Annotated in this window: 23 protein-coding genes and 1 tRNA gene; 16 read left to right on the top strand and 8 right to left on the bottom strand. The window is 63.9% G+C overall.

Translation table 11 applies throughout. The annotated features are described in order from the left end of the window. The first annotated feature begins 53 nt into the window (after window positions 1-53). The 6 genes from GQB00_RS02160 to hemH all read left to right on the top strand — a co-directional run bounded on the left by GQB00_RS02160 (window position 54) and on the right by hemH (window position 4,809). Window positions 54-380 carry an ArsR/SmtB family transcription factor gene (locus tag GQB00_RS02160; RefSeq protein ID WP_165855058.1) on the top strand — a complete coding sequence of 109 codons (327 nt, stop codon included), beginning with the start codon at window positions 54-56 and terminating at the stop codon, window positions 378-380. Further along, entirely contained in the window at window positions 377-811 is a 435-nt protein-coding gene (locus GQB00_RS02155; protein WP_323127234.1) for a YeeE/YedE family protein, read from the top strand. Before GQB00_RS02160 ends, GQB00_RS02155 begins: the two co-directional genes overlap by 4 nt. Further along, entirely contained in the window at window positions 811-1,236 is a 426-nt protein-coding gene (locus tag GQB00_RS02150) for a DUF6691 family protein (protein ID WP_165855057.1), read from the top strand. Before GQB00_RS02155 ends, GQB00_RS02150 begins: the two co-directional genes overlap by 1 nt. Before the next feature lie 135 nt (window positions 1,237-1,371). Beyond that, window positions 1,372-1,806 (top strand): TIGR01244 family sulfur transferase, encoded by a 435-nt coding sequence (locus tag GQB00_RS02145; RefSeq protein WP_165855056.1) that lies wholly within the window; start codon window positions 1,372-1,374, stop codon window positions 1,804-1,806. A 10-nt stretch (window positions 1,807-1,816) separates the two neighbouring features. Beyond that, entirely contained in the window at window positions 1,817-3,571 is a 1,755-nt protein-coding gene (locus GQB00_RS02140) for a SulP family inorganic anion transporter (protein WP_165855055.1), read from the top strand. 146 nt (window positions 3,572-3,717) lie between these two features. After that, window positions 3,718-4,809: a ferrochelatase gene (gene hemH / locus GQB00_RS02135; RefSeq protein WP_165855054.1), complete on the top strand. Its 1,092-nt coding sequence runs from the start codon at window positions 3,718-3,720 to the stop codon at window positions 4,807-4,809. Between the two features lie 83 nt (window positions 4,810-4,892). On the opposite strand, the gene GQB00_RS02130 is transcribed toward hemH, so the two are convergent. Beyond that, entirely contained in the window at window positions 4,893-5,249 is a 357-nt protein-coding gene (locus tag GQB00_RS02130; RefSeq protein ID WP_111496336.1) for a hypothetical protein, read from the bottom strand. A gap of 404 nt (window positions 5,250-5,653) precedes the next feature. On the opposite strand from GQB00_RS02130, the gene gabT reads away from it, so the two are divergent. Continuing rightward, on the top strand, window positions 5,654-6,934 hold the full coding sequence (gene gabT / locus GQB00_RS02125; protein WP_111496337.1) for a 4-aminobutyrate--2-oxoglutarate transaminase: 1,281 nt from the start codon (window positions 5,654-5,656) through the stop codon (window positions 6,932-6,934). On the opposite strand, the gene GQB00_RS02120 is transcribed toward gabT, so the two are convergent. Both GQB00_RS02120 and GQB00_RS02115 read right to left on the bottom strand, forming a co-directional pair. Beyond that, window positions 6,931-8,754, bottom strand: a complete 1,824-nt coding sequence (locus tag GQB00_RS02120; RefSeq protein ID WP_165855053.1) for a bifunctional diguanylate cyclase/phosphodiesterase — start codon at window positions 8,752-8,754, stop codon at window positions 6,931-6,933. The two genes, gabT and GQB00_RS02120, sit on opposite strands and share 4 nt — an antisense overlap. A gap of 16 nt (window positions 8,755-8,770) precedes the next feature. After that, window positions 8,771-10,375: a methyl-accepting chemotaxis protein gene (locus tag GQB00_RS02115; protein WP_165855052.1), complete on the bottom strand. Its 1,605-nt coding sequence runs from the start codon at window positions 10,373-10,375 to the stop codon at window positions 8,771-8,773. A 185-nt stretch (window positions 10,376-10,560) separates the two neighbouring features. Here GQB00_RS02115 and GQB00_RS02110 point away from each other — a divergent pair, with 185 nt between their 5' ends. Genes GQB00_RS02110 through GQB00_RS02100 form a run of 3 tightly spaced genes read left to right on the top strand, consistent with a single transcriptional unit; the run spans window position 10,561 to window position 12,943 of the window. Further along, a complete protein-coding gene (locus GQB00_RS02110; protein ID WP_165855051.1) occupies window positions 10,561-11,322 on the top strand; it encodes a 5-oxoprolinase subunit PxpA in 762 nt (253 codons plus the stop codon). After that, window positions 11,319-11,999 carry a 5-oxoprolinase subunit PxpB gene (pxpB, locus tag GQB00_RS02105; protein ID WP_323127232.1) on the top strand — a complete coding sequence of 227 codons (681 nt, stop codon included), beginning with the start codon at window positions 11,319-11,321 and terminating at the stop codon, window positions 11,997-11,999. The genes GQB00_RS02110 and pxpB overlap by 4 nt, the downstream gene beginning before the upstream one ends. Continuing rightward, on the top strand, window positions 11,996-12,943 hold the full coding sequence (locus tag GQB00_RS02100; protein ID WP_165855050.1) for a biotin-dependent carboxyltransferase family protein: 948 nt from the start codon (window positions 11,996-11,998) through the stop codon (window positions 12,941-12,943). The genes pxpB and GQB00_RS02100 overlap by 4 nt, the downstream gene beginning before the upstream one ends. 219 nt (window positions 12,944-13,162) lie before the next feature. Here GQB00_RS02100 and GQB00_RS02095 read toward each other — a convergent pair. The 3 genes from GQB00_RS02095 to GQB00_RS02085 all read right to left on the bottom strand — a co-directional run bounded on the left by GQB00_RS02095 (window position 13,163) and on the right by GQB00_RS02085 (window position 15,188). Beyond that, window positions 13,163-13,253 (bottom strand) — tRNA-Ser (locus GQB00_RS02095). 126 nt (window positions 13,254-13,379) lie between these two features. Beyond that, window positions 13,380-14,213, bottom strand: coding sequence for a CheR family methyltransferase (locus tag GQB00_RS02090; protein WP_111496342.1), 834 nt, complete (start codon window positions 14,211-14,213; stop codon window positions 13,380-13,382). Window positions 14,214-14,255: 42 nt separating this feature from the next. Beyond that, a complete protein-coding gene (locus GQB00_RS02085) occupies window positions 14,256-15,188 on the bottom strand; it encodes a chemotaxis protein CheV (protein WP_165855049.1) in 933 nt (310 codons plus the stop codon). 202 nt (window positions 15,189-15,390) lie between these two features. On the opposite strand from GQB00_RS02085, the gene flgA reads away from it, so the two are divergent. The 3 genes from flgA to GQB00_RS02070 all read left to right on the top strand — a co-directional run bounded on the left by flgA (window position 15,391) and on the right by GQB00_RS02070 (window position 17,037). Then, the gene (gene flgA / locus GQB00_RS02080; RefSeq protein ID WP_165855048.1) at window positions 15,391-16,095 is read left to right on the top strand and encodes a flagellar basal body P-ring formation chaperone FlgA; all 705 of its coding nucleotides are present in this window, start codon (window positions 15,391-15,393) and stop codon (window positions 16,093-16,095) included. A 143-nt stretch (window positions 16,096-16,238) separates the two neighbouring features. After that, the gene (gene flgM, locus GQB00_RS02075) at window positions 16,239-16,559 is read left to right on the top strand and encodes a flagellar biosynthesis anti-sigma factor FlgM (RefSeq protein ID WP_111496345.1); all 321 of its coding nucleotides are present in this window, start codon (window positions 16,239-16,241) and stop codon (window positions 16,557-16,559) included. Window positions 16,560-16,566: 7 nt separating this feature from the next. Then, complete coding sequence (locus tag GQB00_RS02070; RefSeq protein WP_165855047.1) at window positions 16,567-17,037, top strand: flagella synthesis protein FlgN; 471 nt, start codon at window positions 16,567-16,569, stop codon at window positions 17,035-17,037. A gap of 130 nt (window positions 17,038-17,167) precedes the next feature. Here the strand turns inward: GQB00_RS02070 and GQB00_RS02065 are convergent, their stop codons facing one another. Next, window positions 17,168-17,896, bottom strand: coding sequence for a pilus assembly protein PilB (locus GQB00_RS02065; protein WP_165855046.1), 729 nt, complete (start codon window positions 17,894-17,896; stop codon window positions 17,168-17,170). Window positions 17,897-18,059: 163 nt separating this feature from the next. On the opposite strand from GQB00_RS02065, the gene GQB00_RS02060 reads away from it, so the two are divergent. The 3 genes from GQB00_RS02060 (at window position 18,060) to GQB00_RS02050 (ending at window position 21,369) form a co-directional block, all read left to right on the top strand. Then, window positions 18,060-18,647: a peptidylprolyl isomerase gene (locus tag GQB00_RS02060; protein ID WP_407657818.1), complete on the top strand. Its 588-nt coding sequence runs from the start codon at window positions 18,060-18,062 to the stop codon at window positions 18,645-18,647. After that, window positions 18,644-20,578: a bifunctional tRNA (5-methylaminomethyl-2-thiouridine)(34)-methyltransferase MnmD/FAD-dependent 5-carboxymethylaminomethyl-2-thiouridine(34) oxidoreductase MnmC gene (gene mnmC, locus GQB00_RS02055; protein ID WP_165855045.1), complete on the top strand. Its 1,935-nt coding sequence runs from the start codon at window positions 18,644-18,646 to the stop codon at window positions 20,576-20,578. Before GQB00_RS02060 ends, mnmC begins: the two co-directional genes overlap by 4 nt. 158 nt (window positions 20,579-20,736) lie before the next feature. After that, window positions 20,737-21,369, top strand: a complete 633-nt coding sequence (locus tag GQB00_RS02050) for an HPP family protein (protein WP_165855044.1) — start codon at window positions 20,737-20,739, stop codon at window positions 21,367-21,369. A gap of 10 nt (window positions 21,370-21,379) precedes the next feature. Here the strand turns inward: GQB00_RS02050 and GQB00_RS02045 are convergent, their stop codons facing one another. Beyond that, window positions 21,380-24,238: a Calx-beta domain-containing protein gene (locus GQB00_RS02045; RefSeq protein WP_165855043.1), complete on the bottom strand. Its 2,859-nt coding sequence runs from the start codon at window positions 24,236-24,238 to the stop codon at window positions 21,380-21,382. Window positions 24,239-24,250: the final 12 nt, after the last annotated feature.

Below are 24,250 nucleotides of genomic sequence, written 5' to 3'. Positions count from 1 at the left end.
TTGTAAATTGTTTAACCTGTAGACGATCTCACCCTGCCTTACGGAGTGACATCATGAATCACGTCGACATCCATAGCATGCGGAATGCCGCCGACCGGGCCAGCCATTTCCTGCGCAGTCTGGCCAACGCCGACCGCCTGATGCTGCTGTGCCAGCTCAGCCAGGGGGAAATGGGCGTCGGCGACCTTGAGGCGGTGACTGGAATCCGCCAGCCGTCGCTGTCCCAGCAATTGGGCATCCTGCGCCGGGAAGGTCTGATCCAGCCCCGCAAACTCGGCAAGCAGGTGTTCTACAGCATCGCCGAACCCAAGGTTCTGGTCATGGTGCAGCAACTCTACGATCTGTTCTGTGACAACCCGGCCGAGGAGGCCCGCGCGTGATCGACTGGGTCAGTTTCACTCCGGTTTCCGCCCTCGTCGGCGGCGTCATGATCGGCCTGGCGGCGGTCCTGCTGATGGCCATGAACGGCCGAATCGCGGGTATCAGCGGTATACTGGGCGGCCTGCTGCAGCCCCGTCGGGGTGAGGTTGCCTGGCGGGCCGCTTTCATCGCCGGCCTGTTGGCGGCGCCCGTGCTCTGGCTGTTGGTTGCCGGCCCACCACACATCCTCGTTGAGGCCAGCAATGCCGTCCTGGTGCTTGCCGGCCTGCTGGTCGGATTCGGCACGCGCCTGGGGTCGGGCTGCACCAGTGGACACGGAGTCTGTGGTCTGTCCCGATTATCGCCTCGCTCACTGGCGGCCACGGCCGTTTTCATGGCGACCGGGTTCGTCACCGTTTTCGTCGTTCGCCATCTGCTGGGAGATGCCTGATGCGGAGCACTCTGTTCGCCTTCATTGCCGGACTGGTGTTTGGCCTTGGACTGCTTGTCTCCGGTATGGCCAATCCGGCCAAGGTGCTGAGCTTCCTGGACCTGGCTGGCGCCTGGGATCCGTCACTGGCGCTGGTGATGGCCGGTGCCATCGGTGTCGCCTGGCCCGGTTTTCTCCTGCTTCGCCGACAACCGCGCAGCCGGCTGGGTCTGCCCATGCAGTGGCCGACCGCCGGCCACATCGACCGGCCATTGCTGACAGGCGCCCTGCTGTTCGGCGCCGGCTGGGGCCTGGCCGGCTTCTGCCCGGGCCCGGGCGTGGTTGCACTGGGTGCCGGCCAGCCCGGGGCCCTGGTGTTCGTGTCCGCCATGCTGGCCGGCATGGCCCTGTTCCGGCTGTTCGATGACACCAGACGGCTGCGATAATCCTCGCTTAAGTGATGATATTGAAGGAATAAACCGCGCCGCCGGGCATACAATGTAAGGTGCCGAATGCTATCCTGACGGCATGACTGGCCGGTCAAACACAACCCGATGAGTCCGAACTGGAGGAACGCCCCGATGGAGCTGCACAAACTCGATGACACCCTGACCGTCGCCCCGCAGATTTCCGTGGCCGACGTGGCCGAGGCGGCCCGGGCGGGATTCCGCACACTGGTCTCCAACCGCCCCGATGGCGAGGGCGCCGACCAACCCGCTACCGACGCCATCGCCGAAGCGGCCCGCGAACAGGGACTGGCGTGGATCTATCTGCCAGTGCAGTCAGGCAACGTCACCGACGAGGACGTGGAACGCTTCGCCCCACTTCTGGAGCAGGCGGAAAAGCCCATCCTGGCATTCTGCCGCACCGGCACCCGCTGCTCGACCCTGTGGGCCCTTTCCCGCGCCCGCCGGGACAACATCGACCAACTGCTGAATACCGCCAGATCCGCCGGTTACGACCTGGAAGCACAACGGGAGCGCATGGCGTCCCTCGCCTCACGCCGCGACGCGTGACGGGCGGAGCATGAACGATCGCCTGTCACGCCTTTTTCCGCCACAGGTCTGGCTGAAGCGGTACCGCCGCACAACCCTGATTCAGGACGCCATCGCCGCAGTCCTGATGACCATCCTGGTCATTCCCCAGTCGTTGGCCTACGCGATGCTGGCCGGCCTGCCGCCGGAAACCGGACTCTACGCCAGTATCCTGCCGGTCATCGGCTACGCGCTGTTCGCCAGCAGCCATACCATGGCGGTGGGGCCGGTGGCGTTGATCGCGCTGATGAGTGCCACTACCGTGGCGCCGCTGAGCAACGGTGATCCGGCCGTCGCACTGGGCACGTCCCTGACGCTGGCGCTATTGTGCGGGCTCTACCTGTTCGCGATGGGCATCGCGCGACTGGGGTTCATTGCCAACTTCATCAGCCATCCGGTGATCTCCGGCTTCATCTCCGGATCCGCGGTCCTGATCATCCTGAGCCAGTTGGGCACCCTATTGGCCATTCCCGCCAGCGGTGCCAATCTGCCGGACATCATGGGGTCGATCCTCACCCATCTGGAACGATTCAATGCGTTGACCCTGCTGATCGGGGTGGCTGCGCTGATCATGTTGCTGGCCGGACGCCGGCATACCCAACCCCTCCTGATACGCCTGGGGCTGGGCGAAAGCGCCGCGGGCCTGCTGCAGCGGTTGGTGCCGATGGTGGCCGTGCTGGTGACCACCGTCGCCACTGCCAGCGCCGGCCTGGGCGACGCCGGCGTTGCGGTGGTGGGCGTGCTGCCCCAGGGACTGCCCGGCCTGACGCTGCCTTCGGTGAATCTGGCGATGCTCGAGACACTGGCGGTGCCGGCCTTTCTGATCAGCCTGGTGATTTTCGTGGAGTCGGCCTCCATCGCCCATCGAATGGCAGCGCGCCGGGGCGAACGGATCGATCCGGACCAGGAGCTGATGGGCCTGGGCGCGGCCAACGTGCTGACCGCCGTGTCCGGAGGCTTTGCCGTGGCCGGTGGTTTTTCTCGCACCGTGGTCAATGACCAGGCCGGTGCGCAGACGCAAGTCGCCGGCGTGTTGACCGCCGTCGGCATCGGTCTGGTCACGGTCTTCTTCACCGACCTGTTCCACTACCTGCCCAAGGCCACCCTGGCAGCCATCATCATCGCTGCAGCGGTCACCCTGATCGATACCCGTTCCGCCCGCGATACCTGGCGCTACTCCCGGCAGGACGGTCTGGCATTGCTGGCGACCTTCCTGCTGACGGTGTTCGCCGGCGTCATCCCGGGCATTCTTACCGGTGTCGCCCTGTCGCTGCTGCTGTACCTCTACCGCACCAGCAAGCCCCATATCGCGGTGGTCGGGCGTCTGCCCGGCACCGAGCACTTCCGCAACGAGCAGCGCTATGCGGTGGAGACCAACCAGCAACTGATCATCCTGCGTGTCGACGAGGCACTCTATTTCGCCAACGCCCGCTACCTGGAGGACCGCATCAGCGAAGCGCTGCGCGACCACCCCGCGGTCACCGACTGCATCCTGATGTGCAGCGGCGTCAACATGATCGATGCCTCGGCGCTGGAAACCCTGGAAGCGATCAATACCCGACTGGATGGCGCCGGCGTCCGGCTGCACCTGTCAGAGGTCAAGGGCCCGGTGATGGATCGTCTGGAGACGACGCCTTTCATGCGACACCTGAGCGGCCGGGTATTCCTGAGCACGTTCGACGCCTGGCAGTCGCTCAATACGATTTCCCCTGATACAACCGCCGCCAATAATAGCTGTTTTCTATGAAGTCTCTGCATTGACTAGTTTTTATAGATCGCTGATCCTTTACACCCGGTTCAGCGTAAGCCAAAAGCCGCTCCTGAAGCGGTCATGATGTCATACGCGCAATGACCGACACGTCATCAACCCAGCGACTGAACGGAACGCCAACGATGCAATACAAGGGTCCCACCGGATTTCGCCACGACCAGCCCGAGAAGACCGGTGTCCTCATCACCAACCTGGGTACGCCGGACGCGCCCACCGCCCCGGCACTGCGCCGCTACCTCAAGGAATTCCTGTCGGATCCGCGTGTGGTGGAAGCCCCGCGCCTGCTGTGGTGGTTCATCCTCAACGGCGTCATTCTGCGGATTCGGCCCAAGCGTTCCGCCCATGCCTATCAGCAGGTCTGGGAGCCGGAGGGATCACCCCTGCTGATCCATACCGCTCACCAATGCGAGAAACTGCGTGAGCGCCTGCAGGCCCGTTATGGGGACGACGTGGTGGTGAGCTTTGCCATGCGCTACGGCAATCCCTCGATCACTTCCGCCCTGGAGGCGCTGCAGCAGGCCGGCGTCACCAAGCTGGTGGTTCTGCCGCTGTATCCGCAGTACTCCGCGTCGACGTCGGCGTCCACCTTCGACGCCATCAGTGCCGACTTCACCCGGCGTCGCTGGTTGCCGGACCTGCGCTTCATCAGCCACTACCCGGATTTTCCGCCGTACATCGAGGCCATGGCCCGGCAGATTGAGGCAAACCGCGCCGAGCACGGCCGGGGTGACAAGCTGATCCTGTCCTACCACGGCGTACCGAAGAAGTATCTGCTGCGGGGCGACCCCTACCACTGCGAGTGCCTGAAAACCTCGCGCCTGCTGGCACAACGGCTGGGGTTGAGCGAAGACCAGTACATGACCACCTTCCAGTCCCGTTTTGGCCGGGAGGAATGGCTCAAGCCCTACACGGACGAGACCATGAAAGCGCTGCCCGGACAGGGGATCAAGTCGGTGGATGTGTTCTGTCCAGGTTTCTCCTCAGACTGCCTGGAAACCATCGAGGAGATCGGTCAGGAAAACCGGGACTATTTCATGGAAGCCGGTGGCGAGCGCTTCCACTACATCCCCGCCCTCAACGCGACCGACGGTCACATCGACGCGCTGGAGCAATTGGTCGTGGAGAATCTGCAGGGCTGGAAGATCGCCGGACCGTCCAGCGACGACCTGGCGCAACGGGCACAGCTGGCCAAAGCCGTTGGAGCAGACGACTGACCGCTTGCTGGCGGCAGGCGGCACAGAATGGCTGATAACGCTGGCCGTAAAGAGAAGCGGGGGCCGAAGCCTCCGCTTTTCCGTCAGTGCTCGCGCTCACTCACTCGATGGTGCCGGTTCAACTGCGCACCGATGTCGCTGAGCAGAGCGTCCGGGTCGATCGCGAAGTAATGCTCGGAACGCCACCCCAACTGGCGCAGGATGGACGGCAAGGTCCGGAAGGCGATGCGAAACCGCAGCCACGGAATAAACCGATAGTGCTCCCCATGGGCCGTCCAGGTCACCATGGGCGCCAGGTGCAGGCGCCCGTCCGGGTCCCGCTGGTGCTGGGCCGACAGGTCATCCCGCCAGCTGATATGCAGATCCCGGACCGCGAACAGGTCCTCCAGCTGCCGTTCTTCGGTCAAACCAATCACTCGCTGGATCATCACGCTCATCATTGAGCCTCCTGTAACAAGACCAAGTATTCCTGATGCTTCGGTTCTTGTTGCGGGCCGATCCCTGACCGCGCTTTCTTGTGTCCTTGATGATACCGCCTGCCGGGCGCCGGAACGCCGGGAAGATACGGCGATGGCCCCTGCGGACAAGCGTCAGCCCGCGCTGACCGGTCTATGGCCCCTTCCAACCGACCTGCCCGACCGCCAGCGGAACCTCGGAGGCCTGGCCCGGGTCAAAAATTTCACCGTAAAAGGGGTGGTCATGACGGGGGCATAACCTCTAAGTTATAGAGGTAGATCACCAACACCCGTCATAGTGTGAAAAGCCATACCGGTTCCGGGCCGGAGGCCCGACCGACGACCTCGAACGTGGCCACGGCCACGGCACGTCAATCAGGAGAACGCCTATGAACAACGCTGAACTGCAAGCCCTCAAGGAAAAGTACGTTGCCGCCGGCGCCGCCAGCCCCAACGATCAGTTTGCGGATCGGGCGGAAAACGCCGAAGTCTGGGATGCCGACGGCAAGCGCATGATCGACTTTGCCGGGGGTATCGGCGTACTCAACATAGGCCACCGACATCCGAAAATCGTGGACGCCGTCAAGGCGCAGCTGGATAAGGTGATGCACACCTGCCAGACCGTCATGCCCTACGCACCCTACGTCCAGTTAGCCGAGAAGCTCTGCAAGGTCGCGCCGGTCACCGGCGAGGCCCACAAGGCGTGCATGTTCAACGCCGGCGCCGAGGCCCTGGAAAACGCCGTGAAGATCGCCCGCTGTGCCACCGGCCGCCACGGCGTCATCTGCTTTGACGGCGGCTACCATGGCCGCACCCTGATGACCCTGGCCATGACCGGTAAAGTCCTGCCCTACAAGCACGACTTCGGGCCCATGCCGGGCGGCGTGTTCCGCGCCCCGTTCCCGATCCCCTACCACGGCATCACCGAGGAAGACGCCCTCGACGCCCTGCACATGCTGTTCAAGACCGACATCCCCACCAAGGACGTCGCCGCCATCGTGGTGGAAGCAGTCCAGGGTGAAGGCGGCTTCTACATCGCACCGCCGACTTTCCTGCAGGCGCTGCGCCGCATCTGCGACGAGCACGGCATTGCCCTGATCGTGGACGAAGTCCAGTCCGGCTTCGGTCGCACCGGCAAGATGTTCGCCATCGAGCACAGCGACGTGAAGCCCGACATCATGACCATGGCCAAGAGCATGGCGGACGGCATGCCGATCTCCGCCGTGGTGGGTAACGCCAAGATGATGGACGCCTCCGGCCCCAACAGCCTGGGTGGCACCTACAGCGGTAGCCCGCTGGCCTGCGCCGCGGCCCTGGCCGTGCTGGACGTGTTCGAGGAGGAACAGATCCTCGAGAAGAGCGTGGTCCTGGGCAACAAGCTGGAGAAACGCTTCCTGCAGTGGCAGGACCGGTTCAAGCACGTGGACAACGTGCGCCACCTCGGCCCCATGGCCGCCTTCGAACTGGTGGAGGACAAGGTCTCGCGCAAACCGCTCGCGGAAATGACCGGGGCGCTGACCAAGAAATGCAAGGAGAAAGGCCTGATCCTGCTGAACTGTGGCCTCTGGGGCAACTCGATCCGGGTGCTGATGCCGATCACGATCGAAGACGACGTGTTGGAGGAAGGCCTGGCCATCATCGAGGAAAGCCTGGCCGAGTTGGAAGCCTAAATCGCCGGCCAGCGGCGGGCGGTCTGCGGACCACCCGCCGTCATTCCCTGCGCCGCCGGTTCCTGCGTGACACGGGCCGGCAACTCATCGCCGTCGCACAATCCCAGCCAGAACAACCCATCCGCCGCCTTCTTGGCGCCCGATTTCGCCATCGACGCCCGGGACGCCAGTTCCGAAGCCGAGGCAAAGCGTTCGCCACTGGCCCGAATCAACCCCGCGGACAACGACACCAGGGGAAAACAGCGCTCGCGGCCGTCGCGGTCCTGGGCGGTAATCTGCCGCGCTTCACGCACCCCTTCGGGATAACGTCCCAGAGCATCGCCGACGAACAACGCCTGCACCTGCCGACAACGCGCTTCGACGTCCGCCTGATCGCAGAGCACGACGAAATCGTCGCCGCCGATGTGCCCCACCCAGTCCCCGTCGCCATCGAACACCGCGCCGATCTGTCGTGCCAGGGACAGGATGACGGCATCGCCCTCGCTGTAGCCCAGCAGATCGTTGAACGGCTTGAAGTGATCGATATCGAAGTAGACGCAGGTGAACGGCTGACCACGGCGCAGGCGCAGCTCCGCTTCCTGCTGGATCATCACGTTGCCCGGCAACTGGCTCAGCGGGTTGGCGTGGCGGGCCTGTTCCACCCGGCGGCGAGTGAGCATTTTGAGCAGCGAGCGCGTCGACCCCAGGCCCATGTAGTTTCCGTTCCGGGTCACGATGAAGTGCTGCTTCAGGTAGTAGAGATCGTCTTCCAGCAACGACTGGCTCACCGCCTCCAGTGACTCGTCGTGCTCGACCACCAGCGCGTCGTGACTCATCAGGCTCAACACCGGCTTCTTCTCGTTCAGGGCGCGACCGTAGGTGGTACTGAAAACCTCCATCACCCGCCATTTGTGCAACAGTCCCAGAGACCGTGTGCCGTCCACGACCGGCAAGGCAAACACCGACGGGGACGCCTGCAGACGATGCCAGGCTTCGCCCAATGTCGCGGTCGGCGGCAGCGGCTCGATGAATCGCCCCAGATAGCCGGCATCGGAGGTGTCCCGGTTACCGCGAACCACCTCGCTCTCGTCCATGGCATCCAGATTCGCGGCCGGGAACGGGTTGGGCCGGCCCAGCAGGTACCCCTGAATCAAATGAATACCCATGGAGCGCAGCAGAGATAGCTCGGCGGCGGTTTCCACGCCCTCGGCAATCAGCCGGCAGCCAAGGCGCTCGCAGAGGTTAATGACCGAGCGTACGAACTCTTTCTTCACCAGGTCGCGATCCACATCGCGGATAAAATGCCGGTCGATCTTGACGAAATCCGGCTGGATCTCCGACCACAGCTTCAATCCCGAATAGCCCGTGCCGAGATCATCGATGGCGATCAGGAACCCGCGCCGCTTGAGGGCAATGAGCCGTTCCTGCAGCTGCGCCGGATCTTCGATGGGATAGCGCTCGGAGAGCTCGATGACGATATTGTGGGGCTGGATTCCGTGGGCCGTCAGCATCGCCGCCAGCCGCTTCTCGGAAAACGAGGCCGGCGACAGCAGCCCCGGAGAGACATTCACGAACACCAGGTGGTCGAGCCCATGGCGCAGGCAGCTCCGGCCCGCTTCGGCGAGGCAGGCTCGCTCCAGCGGGATCACCTGGCCGCACTGCTCGCCCGCCTGGAACAGCGCTGGTGCGCCGTGCAACGGGCTGTCGGACGGGCCGCGACTGAGCACCTCGTACCCCAGCACCGTGCGACTCTGGCAGTCCACAATCGGCTGGAACAGGGTGGACACCAGCTGCTGGTCGATAATCCGCTGTAGCTCGCGAGCCTGGTCTCCAAGCGTCATATTGTCTCCCGCCGAATCAGACCTGGAAGCGGGCAATCAGCGTTTCCAGCGACGACGACTGCTCGCGCAGCTGGTCGCTGACCGCCTTGGTCTTGCCCGCGTGTTCCTCCAGTCCCTGGGAGCTCTCGCCCAGCGCATCCGCGCGCCGGCCGACGCGACCGATTTCATCCCGCTGTACGAGAATCGCCTGGTCCACGTCGTTACTGAAATGCATGAGATCGTCGAACGTCTGCTTCATGGCCCCCAGGTGCGTCTTGAGGGTGCCCAGCGTTTCCCGGTTGCTATCGCCGGCCTGGCGGGTCTCACCCAGCAGCCCGTTGGCGTGATCCACCTGTTCCACCAGCTCATTGACCCACTGCCGAATCTGATCCGTGGATTCGCCGGTGCGTCGCGACAGCCCGCGCACTTCGTCGGCCACCACCGCGAAACCGCGCCCCTGCTCGCCGGCCCGCGCCGCTTCGATCGCGGCATTCAGGGCCAGCAGATTGGTCTGTTCGGCGATTTCCGCGATCACGCTGATCACCTGCTCGATCTTCTCGCTGGAGCCCCGCAGATCCTCGATGGCGCCGGCCACCCGGCCGATCACTTCGACCGCGTGCTCGGCGGCGTCTTCGCTTTCCCGCAGCTGGACCTGCACATCGTCGTTGCCGCGCACGGCGCCTTCCACCTGCTCCCGCGTCTGGCGGGCTGACTGTTCGATTTCCCCGGCACTGGCGGTGATGGCGCCCATGGAGGCGACCACGTCGCGGATCTGCCGGTTGGTGTTGGCGGTGGACGAATGCACCGCTTCGGCCTGCTCATCCAGATTCGACGAGCGCTCGCGCAGCGCTACGGCGGAGCCCGTGACGTCGCCCACGAACTCGCGGAACTTGGAAAGCAGGCCATTGATGGCCTGGGCCACCGACGTCACTTCGTCTCGCCCGCTGATTGGGAGGGTGCGGGACAGGTCCGAGGCCGACTCCATCGCCCGCAGCTGATCGGAAATCACCTGCAGTCGAGTGGTTACAGTGCGCCGCAGCCAGTAGGTCAACAGCATGACCACCAGCAATGCGACCGCGGCACCGCCCAACACGAAACGCTGCTGCTGGTCGAGGAAGGTCAGCAGTTGGTCGGAACCGGTGTCGGTCACCTGGCGGCCAGCGCTGCGCATCTCGTCAATCTTCTGCAGCATGGGGTCGACGGCCTGATACAGCTGGAAGTCCACGACCTTGCCTGCGGAGTAGTAGCTTTGCTCGTCGATGGGTGCCTTGAGAGCCTTTAACAGCTCGAGGACCTTGTCGTGGTCAGCCTGGTTCTCTTCAGCCCAGCTGCGCATACGCGGGTTGTCGAGCGCCTGTTGCCATTGCTCCCGAATGGCCTGGGACGTTTGCTCGAACTGGGCGTTGATTTCATCCCAGAGCAGCAGCTGCGCCTTGATCTTGTAGGCCAGATCCTTGAGCTGCCGGTGGCTCCGGTCGAGGTCGGTCAGCAGCCAGACGTCAGCCATTTCCTCGCGCACCAGCCGATCCGTCGATTCCTTGGCTTCGTGGACCACGGACAGGGCCAGCCCCGCCAGACCGCCCAACGCGATGAGGCAGAAGCCGGAAAACACCATCAGGCGCATGCGGACGGTTAGGCTCATAACGTGAACAACCTCTCAAAAATGTCCCGCTGAGCGTAGAAAAGCCGTGTGACAGTTTTATTGCAAATCGTGGCCAACCACTTGAATTGACGAGATCCTCGTCATCTTTCACGGGATTTAACAAGCGCCCGCCAGACTCACGAGGAACGGCTGATCCAGGCGGTCGAGACTGATATGCTGACGTCATGGATCCATGCGGGGAGAACGCTTTGAAACTGAACTGCGACCTGGGCGAAAGCTACGGGGCCTGGCAAATGGGTAACGACGAAGCGGTCATGCCGCTGATCGATATGGCCAATGTGGCCTGCGGCTTTCACGCGTCCGACCCCAACATCATGGTGCGCACCGTTCAACTGGCCGCGCGGCACGGGGTCGAGATCGGTGCCCACCCGGCCTACTTCGACCTCTATGGCTTTGGTCGTCGCTCCATCCCCCACACCGCGGACGAAATCCACGCCCTGATCTGGTATCAGGTCGGCGCGCTCGACGGCATCTGCCGCGCCCACGGTCAGAGGATCGCCTACGTCAAACCCCATGGCGCGCTCAACAACGACATGATGCAGGACCCGGCGATCCTCGAAGCGGTCATGCGCGCCGTACACGGCTACGATCCCGACCTGCCGTTGATGATCCCCGTCACCCGCTTCCACGACAGCCATCGTGCCGTGGCGCGGGAGATTGGCGTGCCCTTGCTGCTGGAAGCCTTCGCCGACCGGGCCTACGATAACGACGGCCAGTTGGTGTCCCGTAAGCTGGAAGGGGCCGTTCACCACGACCAGACCCGCATCGTCGACCAGGCGCGCAGCTTCGCCGAACGCGGCGGCGTCTTCAGCGTTGAGCAGCAGTGGCTCGACCTGCCCGCCGACAGCCTGTGCGTGCACGGCGATAACCCCGAATCCCTGGCGGCCGTGAAGGCCATCCGCGAGGCATTGGGCCAGGCCGCGTGATCGTCGAACCCGTATCCGAGAATGGCGTCCTGATCCGCTTCGGCGAGACCATGGACGATGCCCTGACGCCCCGTATCCTGCAGGTGCGCGATCTCATCGCCGAGCGCCTGGGCGGCTGGATCGTCGACCAGATCCCCGCCTACACCACCCTGCTCTGCCTGTACGACGTGCAACGCGTGGATTTCCGGCGGGCAGTTTCAGCCATCCAGGCGATCATTGATGACCTGGACAGCCACCCACCGGCCGACGAGCAGATCGGCCGCGATATCGAGCTGCCGGTCTACTATCACCCGGACGTGGGCCTGGATCTGGAAGCACTGGCCAGCAACGCCGGCCTGGCCGTCGACGACGTCATCCAGCGCCATACAGGCCGCAGCTATCGCGTGTTTGCCATGGGCTTCGCCCCCGGGTTCGGCTTCATGGGCGAGGTGGACCCCGCCATCGCCACGCCGCGTAAAGCCACGCCGCGCCAGCGGGTGCCGGCGGGCAGCGTTGGCATCGCCAACCAGCAAACCGCGGTTTACCCGTCGGTCTCCCCCGGCGGCTGGAACCTCATCGGCCGCTGCCCAACCGAGCTGTTCTCGCTGACCGCCCTGTCGCTGCTCCAGACCGGCGATCGGGTCCGCTTCCGCGCCATCACCCGAGAGGAGTTTATCGATCTGGGAGGGCAGCTGTGAGCGGTCTGCGCATCCTGTCCGCCGGTCTCAGGAGCACGCTGCAGGACCTGGGCCGCAGCGGCAGCCAGCACCTCGGCCTCGCCCCCGGCGGGGCCGCGGACCTGCACGCGTTTCGCTGGGCCAACAAGCTGCTGGAGAACGAACCGAACGACGCCTGCATCGAGACCCTGATGGGCCAGTTCCAGGCCGAAGCCCGGAGCGCCATGACCCTTGCCGTTACCGGCGCCGACACCGAACTGACGATCAACGGCCGCCGCGCCGGTCCGTGGCGAACCCACAACCTCAAACCCGGCGACCGGCTGGCGCTGGGCGCCACCCGCAGCGGCCTACTGAACTACATCGCCGTCAAAGCGGGCTGGCAGGGCGAACGCTTCTGCAACAGCCGCTCCATGACGCCGCGTGAACAATTACCCGGCTTCACCCAACTGGAAAGCGACCAGGAGATCCCCTGCGCGGACGGTGCAACCGCCGCAGCCCATCAGACACCGGCCGGGTTCATTCCAGATTACGCCGAGCCACTGACCCTGCAGGTGATTCCCGGCTATCAGTACGCCCGATTCAGCCTCTCGGCCCGCCATACCCTGGCCACTCGCGCCTATGACATCACCCAACAGATTGACCGCATGGGCTACCGCCTGGCCGGGCCGGCGCTGGAGGTGCCGGACATCAAGCTCCTTTCTGAGGGCATCGCCCTGGGCGCCATCCAGGTCCCCGCCGACGGCCAACCCATCGTCCTGCTCAACGACCGCCAGACCATGGGCGGCTACCCCAAGATCGGCACCGTGGCGGCGCTGGATTGCAGCCGGCTGTGTCAGCAGAGTCCGGGTGCGGCGGTCAGGTTTCAGTTTGCCGAACTGGCGAACGTACAGTGTGACAGGGCGTTGTTTGAGGCGTTTTTTGAGAGGACGGAATGGGTGGGGGTGGATCGGCTCAGGTGGCCATAGAGACGGTGATTTGGCGCCTTTCAATCATTCTTGTGGAGTGTCGTTCGGAGCACTCCCAGTCGGGATTATTCGGCGCTGCGCGCCTCACCCCTTCGGGGCCGTCGTCGCTGGCGCTCCGACGTTCCTACGCAGGCTTCGCCTGCTTCGGTCGAACCCGCGAGGGTTCTCACCCGCCCTCAGGCAATAAAAAACCCGGCTCACTGAGCCGGGTCTTTTTATTGGCGGAGAGGGAGGGATTCGAACCCTCGATACGCTATTAACGTATACACACTTTCCAGGCGTGCGCCTTCAGCCACTCGGCCACCTCTCCAATAAACTGTTTCAGATGGGCTGCCCCGATCTGAGGGCGCAAACTCTAATGCTTTTGCCCGGGTTTGGCAACACCCTTTCGCAAATTTCTTTCAAAAACAACGCAGAGTGTAGTTTTTGATCAGTTTCACTTTTTCTTGGCGCGGTAGATGATGCCCGGCTGGCACTGGACCATTTCGTAGTATTCCGGCAATCCATTCAGGGATTCGGAAGCTCCCAGGATCAGGTATCCGCCCGGGCTCAGGGCGCCGTGCATGCGGGTGAGGATGTCTTTCTTGAGATCCGCGGAGAAATAGATCAGGACGTTGCGGCAAAACACGAGGTCGAACTTGCCGAGCATGTATCGTTCCAGCAGGTTCAGTTCCTTGAACTCGACCATGCTCTTGATGGCCGGTTTGATCTGCCAGCCGCCGCTGGGGGACGGTGCGAAGAAGTTGCGCTGGCGTTCCGGGGACAAGCCGCGACCGATGGCGAGCATTTCGTACTCGCCCTTGCGGGCGACGTCGAGGACGCTGCGGGAGATGTCGGTCGCGGTGATTTTGACATCACCGCGCAGTTTGCCCGGCTTGAGACGGCGGAACTCGTCAATCGCCATGGCGATGGAGTACGGCTCCTGCCCGGTCGAGCACGCGGCGGACCAGATGCGCAAAGGTTGGCCGCCCTTCTGCTCCGCCAGCTCCGGCAACAGTCGTTCGGTAAGGATGCGGAACGGGTGGGTGTCACGAAACCAGAGGGTTTCGTTGGTGGTCATGGCGTCGATGACCACCTGTCGCAGCGGGTCGCGCGGTCGTTGCAGCTGTTTGACCAGGCCTCCCAGCGTATCAAACCCGTTTTCCTCCAGGATCTTGCGCAGTCGGCTCTTCACCAGATACTGCTTGTTTTCACCGAGCAGTATGCCGCAGGCGTCCTGCAAAAAAGTCTTGAAGGCGTCGTATTCCTGGGGAGTAATCTCTGATTTCATGAGCTCTCAGCAGTTGCGGTGCATCCGGTCGGGTGTTGCCTTTTACAGCTTGTCCATGACTTCCATAACGCGCTCAGCCAGTTCGTCGGGACTGAACTTGGCCATAAAGTCGTCCGCCCCCACCTTCTGGACCATGGCCTTGTTGAAGACGCCACTCAGCGAGGTGTGAAGCATGATGTAGACGGAACTCAGCTGCGGGTTTTCCTTGCAGCGGGACACGAGGGTGTAACCGTCCATTTCCGGCATTTCCACATCGGAAATGATCAGCGACAGATGATCGGACACGTCCGAACCATCGGCGGTCAGTTCGCGCAAGTATTCCAGCGCCTGCTTGCCGTCATTACGTACGACCACCTGCAGGCCAATCGCCGTCAGGCAGCGCTCGACCTGACGCCGGGCGACGCTTGAGTCATCCACCACCAGCACCGGACGCGTGCTGGAACGGTCGCTGCTCGCTCCCCGGCCAATCATCTCTTCGCCCACGTCTTCCGACAGCGGCGACACCTCGGCCAGGATCTTCTCAACATCAATGATCTCAATCAGCTGATCGTCGATGCGGGCGACCGCAGTGAGGTAAACCTCCCGTCCGGCACCTTTCGGCGGCGGCGAGACCTCTTCCCAGTTCAGGTTAACGATCCGGTCCACGCCGCCCACCAGGAAACCCTGGGTGCGCCGGTTGTACTCGGAAATGATCACGAAACTCTCCGCCAGATCCGACGCCGGCAGCTCCGGCATGCCGATGGCCAGACCGAGATCGATGATGGGAATGGTTTCGCCACGGATGTGGGACACGCCACGTACGACCGAACGGCTCTTGGGAATGGAGGAAAGCCTGGGACACTGCAGCACTTCCTTCACCTTGAAGACGTTGATGCCGTACACCTGACGTCCCCGCAACCGGAACAGCAGCAGTTCAAGGCGGTTTTGCCCCACCAGCTGCGTGCGTTGATTAACACTGTCCAATACACCGGCCATACGCTGTTACCTGTCTTTTACTCAGTTTCACCCCGCGAGGTCGGCCATCCCGAAACATTTAGTCGGCACGGTTATTGCGAGATTACCACCAAAGGGTCCCGCATCTTCCGACGGTGACGGAAAGCCGTCAATAGGGCCTAGGGCGAATTCCGTCTCATTGCATGTTCCAAACTCACCGTAAGCATAGGACAGACTGTCGAAAATGCGCGTATACATTTTGTCTCTGCTGCTGGGCCTGACGGTCGTGTCCCAGGCGGCGGCCGTCGAAAAAACGACGCCCCGGATGATACGGGATGCCGCCCACGAGTTTCTGAAGCAGTTCGTCCGCGAGCAGCAGGCCGAAGGCCGCGAGGTCAGTTACAGTCTGGGCAACCTGGACTCCCGACTCAACCTTGCCGCCTGCCCGGATGGGCCGACGGTGGATTTCTCCAGCAATCCCATGCAGACCACCCAGCCCACCCTGGAGGTCTCCTGCCAGGGCCAGCGCCCCTGGCGCATGTACCTGTCGGTGTCCATGGAAATCCGCGGTCAGGCCCTGGTGGCGGCGCGTGCACTGAGTCGTGGCGCCCGGGTCACCGAGAGCATGATCCGCTCCCAGGCGGTGGTCATCAATGCCTCGCGGCGCGGCGCCATAACCGACAGCCAATCCCTCGTGGGCATGGAAATCCGTCGCTCGGTCAGTTCCGGCACCCTGTTCACGCCGGATATCGTGACCCAGCCGGATGCCGTGGCCCGGGGCGACCATGTTATTATTATCGCCCGCAGCGGACCGATCGCCGTCCAGTCCCGCGGCAAGGCCCTGGGTAATGGGCGCGTAGGCGAGCAGGTCCTGGTACAGAACCTGCGTTCAGAAAAGACACTGCGGGCGCTGGTCACCAGCCCCGGGCACGTCGAAGTCCCGATGTAGCCACAACCATCAGTATGAGCGGCAAGGCCTTGCCTGGAAGCGGCAACGACCTGCCGAAAAAATGTCAAAAGTCGCTAAAGCTTCCCAGGAGCCGGCCGATACATTATGTAACCGGTTAGATCACACCATGTGCAGGTATCGATATGTCCGTTAATTTCAATGGCGTTGGCCCGGGGCACGTCAACACCAAGACCAACCAGAACGTATCTGAGCAGTCTGCGCCGAAAAGCCCCTCGACGCCGACCGAACAGGCTCGTACCCAAAGCTCCCAGCCCGACAGCGTCAGTCTGAGCAGCCAGGCCCGGGACCTGAAGAAGCTGGAAGAGCAGATGAACAGCTACCCGGAAGTCGACGACGAGCGTGTCGAGCAGATTAAGGCCGCCCTGGCTGACGGCAGCTACAAGGTGGATGCAGAGAAACTGGCCCAGAAAATGCTTGATATGGATCAAAGCATTTTTGGGTGAGTAGATCATGGCCGCCATTGATGAACTGAAGAAACTTCTGAGAGAAGACATCAAACAGCTTGAGCAGTTGGGAGGCGTTCTGGCTTCGGAGAAGTCGCTGCTCAAATCCTCCAATGTGGATGGCCTGGAAAGCGTGACCCAGGAGAAGAACCGGCTTCTCGCCTCCGTCCGCGAACGGGCCAAGCAAAAGATCCACGCTCTGGTCCAGATGGGGTTCAACCCGCGCAACGGACAACCGTCCACATTCATCCGCAGCGCCGGCATCGAGGAGCTGACCACACTCTGGCAGGACGCGGAAAACCGTCTCAAGGCCTGCCAGCGCCTCAACCAGGTTAACGGCCGCATCATTGGACACCTGCAACAGCGCCTTGGCCGCCTGAATGAGATTTTCCGGGGCTGCTCGGACCAGGCCAAACTGTACGGCTCTTCCGGCCAGTCCTCGGCCGTCAGCCACAAGACGGTCCTGGCCAGCGCCTGAACCGCCACCGGGTGTGAATACAAAAGAAAAGCCGGCCCTGTTGCCGGCTTTTCTCGTTATCCGCGACGTCTTTTTCCCTTCCGCTGGCGACGCTGATCACCCCCAAACCTGCATCAGCACACAAACGAGGTCAGTCGCGCACGTAGATGGTCATTGTTGAGTCCGGCGAAAAACGGATGTCGTGCAAGCCGATGTTACCCAATGTAGGCCCGGTTCCGTTCGTCACCCGGATATCGGTCAGGCTGATACGCTCGATCCGCTCCGGCAGTGCCAGGCGCACCCCGCCATCCTGCTGAATCCGGATCCGCGGACTGCCCGACCGGTAATGGACGCCGGAGACGGTCACGTCAGCCTCAAGAAAATTCAACACCGGCACGAAAGTGTGCGCCAGCAGCCTGAGCCCCTCGACGGCATCCATCTCCTCACCCTGCGCGGCCTGCCCCAGGTTGGCCACGGCTTCGATCCGGGCCTTCAGGGTGTCGCTACCCTGCCCGGCAGCAGTCTGCATTTCACGGTCGCTCAAGGGCTGGAAGCCGCGCCCAGGGTTCATGATCTGGCCGACGGGCGCCGCTTCAGAACCGTCCGGCGCCACTGCAGCAAGCGTGACCACAGGCTGCAGCGGCAAGGTGACAACCGCAACCCACGCGGCCGCGCGCCGGTAACGGCGCTGTTGCCGCAGGACCCGTTCCAGTTCCCGGTGCGTCAGCCAGCCGGACGCCACCACCACCTCACCCAGTAACCGTCCGGAGGCGCGCTGCGTTTCCAGCGCCTGTATCAGCTGCCCTTCGCTGAGGTATCCGCGATTGACCAGCAGCCGACCCAGTCGGGATTTATCCAGATAAGCCTGCCTCGTGTTCACTGTCTCCTCCGTGTGTCGCTCCTGCGCGATGCGCCTTGTTGCCAGGGCCGGGCCGTCCTGTCACCGGAAATTTGGTACACTCCGCTGCATTCCTACAGCCAAGCACGAGGACGCCACCTTGACGATTCCGGCCCTGAAAAAACGCGTAAAAGACTCGGTTTCTGTGACCGCATTCCGCTTCATCCTGACCCTGATGCTGAGTCTCGGTGGTTTCGGTGCGGCCCAGGCGCAGAACGGCGAGATGCCGATTGTGCGGCTGGACACCACCGAGGGCGTGATTACTCTGCGCCTGCGTCCCGACGTGGCCCCACAGACCGTCGATAATTTCCTCCAATACGTTGAGTCCGGCTTCTACGACGGCACCGTTTTCCATCGTGTCATCCCCGGCTTCATGGTCCAGGGCGGCGGCTTCACACCGGACCTGCAGCGCAAGGCGACCCGCGATCCGGTGGCCAACGAGGCCAGCTCGACCTTCGGCAACGTGCGCGGCTCGGTTGCGATGGCCCGGACCAACGATCCCGATTCGGCCACCTCCCAGTTCTTCATCAACCTGGTCGACAACGAATACCTGAACAAAGGCGTTCGCGGCGCAGGCTACACCGTATTTGGCACGGTGATCGAAGGCATGGGCGCGGTTGACGCCATTGCTTCGCTCCCCACCGAGCGCAAGGGCATGATGGCGAATGCACCGACCGAGCCCGTCATCATCCGCTCCGCTACGGTGGTTGCTGCGGAGAACGCTCCGGAATGAGCGAGAGCACGTCTCGCACCAACCCGTCTCGTCCCAATCCGTCTCGCCTCAGCCCGCCGTCAGCCGGCCCGGCGATCGAGTCGGCGGACATCGAATGGCGCGACGGCCAGCCGGTCTCCCGGCGTTTCGGAGACGTCTACTTCAGCCGTGACAACGGTCTGGAGGAGACGCGCTATGTGTTCCTTTGCCACAATCAGTTGGACCGCCGTTTTGCCAACCTCGGCAACGGCGACAGCTTTGTCGTCGCCGAAACCGGCTTTGGCACAGGGCTGAATTTCCTCGCCACCTGGCAGGCCTGGCGCAGCCACGCGCCGGCCGACGCCAACCTGCATTTCGTCACGGCCGAGCGGTTTCCGCTGACCCACGAAGACCTGACCCAGGCGCTCGAACTGTGGCCGGAACTGGCGCCACTCAGCGCGGAACTGCTCGACCAGTACCCCGCCTTGATCAGCGGCACTCACCGGCTCGTTTTCGACGGCGGCCGCGTGCGCCTGACGCTCTACCTGGGCGAAGCGCTGGAGGCCTGGCAGAGCCTGGACTTCACCGCCAACGCCTGGTTCCTGGACGGTTTCGCCCCGGCCCTGAATCCGGACCTGTGGGTTGACCGCCTGATCGACGCCGTCGCCACACACAGCAAGCCGGGCACCACCATGGCCACTTTCACCGCCGTCGGGGCTGTGCGCCGGGGCCTGCAGGCCGTCGGCTTCGAGATGCGCAAGACGCCGGGCTATGGCCGCAAGCGGGACATGCTGGTCGGCTGCTTTCGTCCGGGCGATGTCGTCGATCACAAGGCGTCTGAGCGTCCGCGTGCCATTGTCGTCGGCGCCGGTATCGCAGGCGCCCTCACCGCGCGCAACCTGACCGAACGTGGATACGAGGTCGAGGTCCTGGCCGCCGGGGACGGCCCCGGGGACGCGGCTTCCGGCAACCCCCAGGCCGCGCTCTACGTGAAGCTGGGTATCGATCGGACGCCGGAGACCCGCCTCGCCCTGGCCGCCCTGCTCCACGCCCAACGCACCTACGCCCGATACAGCCCACTGGCCGGCGATACCGAGCCGTTCTGGCACCCGACCGGGCTACTGCAAATCGCCGCCACCGAGCAGGAAGCGTCCCGGCAGAGTCGTTTCATTGCGCGCAACCACTATCCGGCCGAGGTGCTGCGCCCGGTCACCGCTGACGAGGCGAGCCAACTGAGCGGCGTGCCCATCGCGCACGCAGGGCTCTGGTTCCCGGGCAGCGGCTGGCTGGCGCCGCGGCGTGTCTGCCAATGTCTGCTCGATCACCCGTCGATCCGCTGCCGTTTCAACGCCACCGTGGAAACCCTGGCGCACGATGGCGAGCATTGGCGCGTCACAACCACCGACGGCTTCGAGGTTGCGGCCCCGCAAATCGTGCTCGCTGCCGGACACCGGATCGAAACTCTGCTGCCGGGAGAAACCGGCTATCGCTTCAAACCCATACGAGGCCAGGTCAGCCAGCTCCCGGAGCAAGCCTTCGCGGCCTGCCCCGAGGTGGTGGTCTGCGGCCCCAGCTACCTCAACCCGGCGCATCAGGGCTGGGCCGTCACCGGCGCGACCTTTGACCTGCGTGACGAGAATCCGGCCGTCTCGGCCGCGTCTCACCGGGAAAACCTGGACAAACTGAGCCAGTGGCTTCCGGACCTCTGGGGTCACGACGCACCTGCTGCCGATCAACTTCGCGGCCGGGTCGCCTTCCGCTGCACGACTCACGATTACCAGCCCGTCGCCGGCGCCGTGGGCGATCAGCCGGACGGGCTCTACGTCCTTACCGGCCTGGGCAGCAAGGGTTTCGCCCTGGCTCCGTTGCTGGCCGAGTGGCTGGTGGACCGGATGACGGCACAACCCAGTTGTCTTGAGGTCGATATGAGCGGCAGACTGAACCTGGCGCGCTGCCGGGAGTCGAACACTTGATGACCGCCATGCGCCCTGGACTGCATTCCGGCGAATTTCGCAACGATTCGAGCCACGTTTCTGATTGTTACGATAAAGTCGTTCATTTTTGGCGCCATTCGCCGATAAGGTATCCAACGGGGTTGCATCCCCTTGCCTGCAGTCAGTGAGGATGGCCTATGCCCATATTTGTCAGTGAACCCGGACGCCCCCAGCCAACCCGCCTGCCCGAGGTCTACCGCGGCCAGGGTATCGGCACCGTCGATGAGCTGAACGAGTCCCAACCCGCCCATGAGAGCCGCAACGACCCCGTGGACGTGGTAGAAACCCAGCAGCGCCAGGCCGCCGCACAGCGAGCCATCAACGAATACGGCGAGCAGACCCAGTCCAGCGATCCGGAAAGCGGTGCCTATATTCCGGTTTCCCGCATGGCCACCGAGCACGTCCACACCCTGCCGGCCAGCGCCACCTTTCGCGAGGGATTCGAACTGATGGAGCGCTTCGACATCCATCACCTGGCCATCGTGTCCGACGAGCGCGTCGCCGGGCTGATCAGCGACCGCTGGATGCTGCACTGGCTGCGCGAACAACCGGAAGACGACCGCCTGATTCGCTTCGCCAGCGTGGAACTGCCCGCCTTCCTCACGTCCACTCCGGAGACCGACGCCCATCAGCTCGCCCGCATGATGCTCGCCCACCGCCTGGACGCGGCGCTGGTCATCGGCCCGGGCTCCAACCCGCAAGGCATCGTCACCGGCCGCGACTTCCTGCGTCTTTACGCGGAGAGCAGCGCCCAGGCCGGCAACGTCTGAACAGCCCGCCCTAAGGTGGGTTAAGCCACTCGCCATCACCATTGAACAGCAGCACTTCGTAGATCCTGCCGCCGGCGTTACGTGATACCAACGCCGTGATCTCAGCGTTTTCGTAAACCGCCAGACGTTCCAGTCGGGCACCGGTGCCCAGCGACGGATACTGGTCCCGCCCCCGCTCCAGCAGGCGCCCGAAGCGGTGCTCGATCGGCGAGTCCGGGTCGTCTTCGTTGTCCTCGATCACGACCTGCTCCTCGCGGCCAACGCGTGCCAGGATCAGCCCGCCGCCGGAACCCTCGACGAAGGCGCCACTGCTGTGTCCCCCGATGACGAGGTCGCCGTCAAACCCGGCGGCGGCCGACCAACGCTCATCGGACAGATCGTCGCCATCGTTGAGCGTCAGCGCCGAATCGAACGTGCCATCCAGCTCATAGGTCAGCACATAGCCGGTGCCGGAACGACCGTCGGCACCCGCCACCAGCTCAGCCACGTACTCGGACTCGTCGATGTGCTGCGAGTAGCCAAAGGCCCCGTCGCCGACCAGCCACGCAAACGTATCATCAATGTCAGCGGCGTTCGCGGTGTCGCCGCGGGCGGTACCGACCTGGCTCGTCGTGGCGTCGTCGCTGCCCGCCCCTGTCACCCTGGACAGGAACAGGTCGCGCCCGCCCAGTGGCGTCTGGTTGCCGATCTGTCCCAGCGTGGTACCGACCAGCGTGGTGGTGAGATTGTCGACGCCCAGCCCGGCCAGACCGTCTGCGGCGCCCGAGCCCTGCTGGTGGGTCCAGGCGGTTTCCGGAGCCTCGACACCGTTGTTGGTGACCGTGTCGATGCGCTGGACGAAGACGTCCACGCCGCCACGCCGGCTTTGCCCAGGCCAGGCGCCGGTTGTCTCGCCGGCAAGGAAGATCTGGTCGGAGGTGTTCAGACGGATCGCCAGCGGCGTCTCGTCACCACCGGTGCCGTCCTGTCGGTGCCAGACTTCCGTGTAGCCCGGCTCGTCGGCATCGCGCCGGTACAGATAGACCGCCTGGTCGAGGCCGCCGCGGCTGGTCGCTCCCGGCACGGCGCCGTCCGTACGGAACGCCATCACCAGCGAGCGGCGGATACGCTTCTCCGAACCCGCTTCAATCACCCGCTGGGCGAACGCCAGGCGCGGCTCCGGCGCCACCGTGCTGCCGGTCGCCACCGTCAACGTCTGCTCCGGGGCGCTGCCACCGAACCGGTCGTAGATATCCAGTGTGGCGTAGTAATCTCCGCTGGCGTCGTCCTGGAGGGAACTGGCGACGAAAACGCGACCGTTATCTCCCACCACCAGATCCGACGGCACACTGCCCGCCGCGGCGTCGCCCACCAGAAGCGGTGATGTCAGTTCATTGAGCCACAGCGTCAGCGGTGTACCGGCCGCCGCGTAGAAGGCGCGTCCGTTCTGGTAGCTGGCGTCGACGGTGACCGACAGGAATTCGTCGCCATTATCCGGGCCGTCCCCGGCCGGGTCCTCGGACGCCGGCGGTGCAGCGGAATCGTCAACCGCGGCCACCTCGAAGTACGCGGTATCCTCGTTGGCCGGAAAGGTCAGGTCGGTGCCGGCGACGAAGGTCTCCGGAGCCTCCGGATCAGGCACCCGGAACTCGAAATCCGCGGCACCGGCCTCGGCCACGTCCGGGTCATTGAACAGACGCACCGAATAGGCCTGCGACGCGGGGGCGTCGCCGCGATCCAGCACCGCCTGGAAGCGCCCCGTCGCACCTTCGTTGAGGGCGCTGGCCGCATGCCCTTCCAGCGACTGGAAATTCACCGTCGGCGCGTTGTCGGAAATGCTCAGGGCCTCGCCCAGGCCATCACCATCACTGCCCAGGGACACCAGGCCCTCGCGGACCTCGGTCAGAGCCAGGCGGAAATGCTCGGTCGGCTCGGGAAACGGATCGTCGACGACTTCGAGGCGGATGAAACATTCCGTGATCCCCGGCGGAACGGTGAGTACGCCCGACGTATCGTCGATCACCTCGACATAATCCGGCTGAGGCAGACGTTCGCGGGTACCACTGCCGTTACGATTGCCGGCGAGGACCACGTCCTTGCCCAGTTGCACCAGCTGCAGGTTCTCGGTCGAGAATTCGCAGGCCTGGCCGTCCGCGCCGCCATCGCAGTCGGCCGGATCAAAGTCGCTCTCCAATTCAAAGGCCAGCCTGGTCGCCAGGACCGACGGCTCAGCCAGACGCACGGTAACCAGCACCGGGCGTGTTTCCAGCACCCGGCTCGCGGTATCGCCGGAGGCGCTGCCGTCTTCGTTATACAGGTCATAGGTCACTTCGTGGCGGCCAGTGCCGGACATCTCCGGCAGCACGCAGATCTCACCCTCGCCGGCCCCCTCAACGGCCGCCCCGGTTTCGCCTTCGGTGTAATCCGGCGCGTCGATGGACACCGTGTTTTCCTGGACGTCGATGTCGAACGCCTCGACGCCTACCCGTCCGCCGTCGGTGGTGGTGAGATTGATGTTGTCGTGGGCACCCAGGTCCGCCTCGCCGCGTCCGCCGCCGGTCACACCGGGCACGCCGCGCAGGATGATGCCCTGACGCGCCTTGTTGCTGGTGTCCTCCAGCCCCAGCCAGGCCGGCGCGTTGGTCAGGGAATAATCGAGAATCCGGTCGCCACCATAGGCGCCGAAGTTGTATGCGTATTCCACACCGAGGTAAGCAGTAGCCGGCGGCGTACCGATAATGGTGGGCGCGTCGGAGGACTTTTCCGTGCGACAGCCGCCCAGCAGGACGGCGGCCATCAGTATGGGCAGCACCAGGCGGAAAACAGTCCGGTGCCGGGCGGGCTTGAGAAAGCAGACAGGCTCGGGTCGAGACGGGCGGTTGGCGCGCATTCAATCATCCAT

The sequence above is a fragment of the Marinobacter sp. JSM 1782161 genome (assembly GCF_011421605.1).
GTDB classification, from domain to species: domain Bacteria; phylum Pseudomonadota; class Gammaproteobacteria; order Pseudomonadales; family Oleiphilaceae; genus Marinobacter_A; species Marinobacter_A bohaiensis.
This window is presented reverse-complemented; position numbering and strand designations above follow the sequence as displayed.